A 4,623-nucleotide genomic window follows, 5' to 3' on the forward strand; every position below is an offset into this window, starting at 1 on the left:
TCCTTAATGGTTCAAAAATTAAAATTTAAAATAATTCAAAATCTAAAATTTAGATAAAAATAAAATCTGACTATGGCAAATTTAGATATGTGGGAAGTGTTTATTCAGACTAAACCAGGATTATCTCTCAAACACGTTGGAGTAGTACAGGCACCAACAGCAGAAATGGCTTTGCAGAACGCAAGAGACGTTTATACAAGAAGAAAAGAAGGAACTTCTGTTTGGGTAGTTCCAAGTAAATACATCGTAACTTCGGAAGGAGTGGATAAAGAAGCATTCTTCGATCCGGCAGATGACAAATTATACCGTCACCCAACCTTCTACGAGATCCCGAACGATGTAAAAAATATGTAAAACAGCAATTGGCTGTTAGCTGCTTGCAATTTGCCGAAAGCTAGACGCCAAAAGCCAAAAGCTAAAACAATGAACCCATTATATAATTATTTATTAAAATTGGCAGACGACAGTTTCATTATGGGACAGCGTTTGTCTGCGTGGTGCGGTGAAGGTCCTTATCTGGAGGAAGATATTGCATTAACGAATATTGCGCTGGATGAACTTGGTCAGGCGAACAATTTTTATGTGTACGCTTCAAGACTTTTAGACGACGGAAAATCTGAAGATGATATTGCTTTTTTAAGATATGAACACGAATATGTAAATGCACACTGGACAGAACTTCCGAACGAAGATTATGCCCAGACCATTTTAAAAGTGTATGTTTTTGCAGTCTATCAGAAACTGATGTATGAAGCATTGTCCAATTCAACCAATGAAGAATTGGCAGCGATTGCTCAAAAATCATTAAAAGAGGTAAAATACCATTACACACACGCTGCTTCCTGGATGAAAATTTTTGCTCAGGGAACAGAAGAAAGTAAGAGCCGTCTGGAAAAAGCCATTGAAAACATCTGGGAATACACTAAAGGTTTATTTGCAAAAACAGAAGGAGAAGATGATTTGGTCGCTTTAAATATTGCTCCGAATACCGATGCTCTTTATGAAGAATTTGTAGCGATCACCCAAAAAGATTTTACAGATTTCCACTTGGAATATCCTACAAATCCTTTCATGCAGCCAAAATCTAGAACAGGATATCACACAGAATATTTTGGATATATCCTTTGTGAATTGCAGTATATGCAGAGAGCATATCCGGGTTGTACGTGGTAGAAACACAAACCTCACAGGTTTTTAAAACCTGTGAGGTTTAAAAATAACAAACGACCATAACAATTTTGCAGTTTACGGCTTTGCTAAGTAGAACGCCTTTGTGAACTTAAAAAAATGGTAGCCAAGAAAATCTTAGCAAATTTTACGTAAAAAATTAAGATAAAAATAAGATTGAAAAATCCTTTAGAAATATTAGAAATGGTTCCCGATCCGGAAATTCCGGTGATTAATATCGTGGAATTGGGTATTGTAAGAGACGCAAAAATTACCAGCGAAAATTCCTGCGAAGTAACGATTACGCCTACTTATTCTGCCTGTCCCGCCATGTTTACCATTGAGGAAGACATTATCAAAATCATGAAGGAAAACGGATGGGAGGCAAAAGTAGTGACCAAAATGTTTCCGATCTGGACGACGGACTGGTTAACGGATGAAGCGAGAGAAAAACTTCGGGTGTACGGAATCACTCCTCCCGAAAAAGGAGCCGATGAACATCATATCGGGAAACCGAAAAAATGTCCGCGTTGCGGTTCTATGAACTCAAAACAGATCAGCAGATTCGGGTCTACGCTATGCAAGGCTTCGTATCAGTGTTTAGATTGTCTGGAACCATTTGACTATTTTAAATGTCACTAAATGAGTGTAACAATTTGAAAATGTGGTAATATAACAATTTTGAATGCTTTAAATATTGTTATACTTATAAACTGGTATATTGGTGCATTTTTATTGTTAAATTAGTGCATTAATCATAAAAAATTGAAACTATGTATACACAACTCGATATTGAGTCCCATTTCGACGGAAAATTAAAAATTGCTTATCTCAATCAGCCTGAAACAATGAACGCGCTTACAAAGCCGTCTTTATCAGATCTGAAAGATTTCGTTAAAGAATGCAGTGAAGATCCTGCTGTAAGATGTGTTGCCATTTCGGGAAGAGGCAGAGCATTTTGTTCCGGTCAGAATCTTGATGATGCATTTGTTCAGGGCAATGAACATCATGACAACGATATCATCAGAAAAATTGTAACAGATTATTACAATCCGTTAGTGATGGAAATTACCCATTGTAAAAAACCGGTTGTTGCATTGGTAAATGGTCCTGCAGTCGGAGCCGGAGCAATGTTGGCATTGATCTGTGATTTTGTCCTGGCAACTGAAAAAGCTTATTTTGCTCAGGCTTTCTCCAATATCGGATTGATTCCAGATACGGGCGGAACTTACTTTTTACCAAAATTATTGGGAAGACAATTGGCTAATTATTTAGCATTTACCGGAAAAAAATTATCCGCAGAAGAATCTAAATCATACGGTTTGGTTGCTGAAGTTTTTACTGAAGAAGAATTCAATTCAAAATCACTGGAAATTTTAGAAAGAGTTTCCAATATGCCGACAGTTGGCTTGAAATTGACCAAAAAAGCATTTGCACATTCTTATGACAATACGCTGAAGCAGCAGTTGGAATTAGAAGGAGATCTTCAACAGAAAGCTGCAGAAACAGAAGATTTTAAGGAAGGAGTAAGTGCCTTTTTACAGAAAAGAAAACCTGAATATAAAGGGAAATAATTAATTTGAAAATGAGTTAATCTGAGAATTTGAAAATGAGAAATGATAAAGAGAATATTATTGTAAATAAGACTTTTGATTTTGCTTTAGACATTATTGAATTTTCAGAAGATTTGTACGAATCTAAAAGATTTCCATTAGCAAATCAGATTTTCAAATCTGGAACTTCGATTGGAGCTAATGTTAGAGAAGCTCAAAATGCAGAAAGCAAAGCAGATTTTATCCATAAATTGAAAATTGCCGCTAAAGAAGCTGATGAAACAGAATATGGCTTTTATTGTGTTTAAAGTCTCCACATTTACAATCGCCCAATGAAAAATTAATTTCAGATTTAAAAGAAATTTTATTAATTCTATCTAAAATTATTTCAAGTTCAAAGCTTAAATAATTTTCAAATTAACTCATTTCCAAATTTTCAAATTAAAAATATGAATGTAGGAATTATCGGTGCCGGAACCATGGGAATCGGCATTGCGCAGGTGGCCGCAACGAACGGATGCAAAGTCTGGATTTATGACGCTAATGCAAAACAAGTAGAAACGGCAACCGTAGGTCTGGAAAAAACACTGACCAAACTGGTCGGCAAACAGAAAATTTCGGCGGAGAAAATGAATGAAATTTTAGCCAATATTTCCATTGCCACCGAATTAAAAGACTTCAAAGATTGTGAACTGATCATTGAAGCCATCATCGAAAATAAAGAAATAAAAACCAAAGTTTTCACAGAATTAGAGAAATACGTTTCAGAAAGCTGTGTTATTGGTTCCAATACTTCTTCCATTTCCATCACCTCTCTTGGTGCGGAACTACAGAAACCAGAGCGTTTCATCGGAATTCACTTCTTCAATCCGGCTCCGTTGATGCCTTTAGTGGAGGTTATTCCATCCTTGTTAACCGAAAAATCTTTAGCGGAAAAAATCTACAGTCTGATGAAAGATTGGGGAAAAACTCCGGTTATTGCCAAAGATATTCCCGGATTTATCGTCAACAGAATTGCCCGTCCTTATTATGGTGAAGGATTGAGAATTGTTGAAGAAAACATCGCAACGGTAGAACAGGTTGATGATGCTATGAAGACTTTAGGTAACTTTAAAATGGGACCTTTTGAATTAATGGATTTAATTGGAGTTGACGTAAATTTCTCGGTAACCAAAACCGTTTATAACGAATATTTCTACGATCCGAAATACAAACCGTCTCTTCTACAGCAAAGAATGTCGGAAGCCAAACTTCACGGCAGAAAAACAGGAAAAGGTTTTTACGATTATTCGGAAGGAGCCGTTAAACCGGAACCCGTGAAAGATGCTGTACTTTATCAGCAGATATTCATGAGAATTATTTCTATGCTGATTAACGAAGCCGTAGAAGCAAAAAGATTAGGCGTAGCAAATGACGAAGATATCGAACTCGCAATGCAGAAAGGCGTAAATTATCCCAAAGGTTTATTGGCATGGGGAAAAGAGATAGGATATGCTAAAATCTCCGAAACTTTGCAGGATCTTTACGAAGAATATCAGGAAGAAAGATACAGACAAAGTCCGTTGCTGAGAAAGTTCATTTAAATATGAAACATAAAACTCTTAGAATAGATTTGTTATCTGATTGGCAAAAGCATTTTGCTTTTGGATTAGGAGAGGTCATACTAAGCGAAAAAGATAGTGATGAAAATATTATTACTGAATTAATTTTAGCAACAAATGCTTTTGATTTAATAATGAACTTAGATAATGACTTTTTGCATCATTCTTCGGAGATTACGGTTTATAGATACAACTATTCAAGAGTGTATGATATGATTGGCTGGGCTTCTGAAAAAGAAGAACAAATTATCGATATCATAGAATTTTATGATTATCTCATTAATAATGAAAACCAAGTTGAT

Annotated in this window: 6 protein-coding genes and 1 pseudogene; all 7 read left to right on the plus strand. The window is 35.8% G+C overall.

Annotation, left to right across the window (positions count from 1 at the left end; all coding sequences use genetic code 11):
* Positions 1 to 72 precede the first annotated feature (72 nt).
* Positions 73 to 354, plus strand: a complete 282-nt coding sequence (gene paaB, locus WFK35_RS20860) for a 1,2-phenylacetyl-CoA epoxidase subunit PaaB (protein ID WP_336734422.1) — start codon at positions 73 to 75, stop codon at positions 352 to 354.
* A 30-nt stretch (positions 355 to 384) separates the two neighbouring features.
* Positions 385 to 1,173, plus strand: a complete 789-nt coding sequence (paaC, locus tag WFK35_RS20865; RefSeq protein WP_336734424.1) for a 1,2-phenylacetyl-CoA epoxidase subunit PaaC — start codon at positions 385 to 387, stop codon at positions 1,171 to 1,173.
* A 198-nt stretch (positions 1,174 to 1,371) separates the two neighbouring features.
* Positions 1,372 to 1,809: a 1,2-phenylacetyl-CoA epoxidase subunit PaaD gene (gene paaD / locus WFK35_RS20870; RefSeq protein ID WP_442891766.1), complete on the plus strand. Its 438-nt coding sequence runs from the start codon at positions 1,372 to 1,374 to the stop codon at positions 1,807 to 1,809.
* 131 nt (positions 1,810 to 1,940) lie between these two features.
* Entirely contained in the window at positions 1,941 to 2,741 is an 801-nt protein-coding gene (locus WFK35_RS20875; RefSeq protein WP_336734426.1) for an enoyl-CoA hydratase/isomerase family protein, read from the plus strand.
* 35 nt (positions 2,742 to 2,776) lie between these two features.
* A pseudogene (locus WFK35_RS20880) lies at positions 2,777 to 3,129 on the plus strand (four helix bundle protein).
* 7 nt (positions 3,130 to 3,136) lie between these two features.
* Entirely contained in the window at positions 3,137 to 4,303 is a 1,167-nt protein-coding gene (locus WFK35_RS20885; RefSeq protein ID WP_442892096.1) for a 3-hydroxyacyl-CoA dehydrogenase NAD-binding domain-containing protein, read from the plus strand.
* 2 nt (positions 4,304 to 4,305) lie between these two features.
* Positions 4,306 to 4,623 (plus strand): hypothetical protein (locus WFK35_RS20890; protein WP_336734430.1); only part of this gene is annotated, 318 nt, incomplete at its 3' end.

It is taken from the genome of Chryseobacterium sp. VD8 (genome assembly GCF_037149975.1).
GTDB classification, from domain to species: domain Bacteria; phylum Bacteroidota; class Bacteroidia; order Flavobacteriales; family Weeksellaceae; genus Chryseobacterium; species Chryseobacterium indicum.

Excerpts from the sequence above, each read along its gene's own strand:
- paaB (WP_336734422.1), top strand. The coding sequence starts at position 73 with ATGGCAAATTTAGATATGTGGGAAGTGTTTATTCAGACTAAACCAGGA.
- paaD (WP_442891766.1), top strand. The coding sequence starts at position 1,372 with ATGGTTCCCGATCCGGAAATTCCGGTGATTAATATCGTGGAATTGGGT.
- WFK35_RS20875 (WP_336734426.1), top strand. The coding sequence starts at position 1,941 with ATGTATACACAACTCGATATTGAGTCCCATTTCGACGGAAAATTAAAA.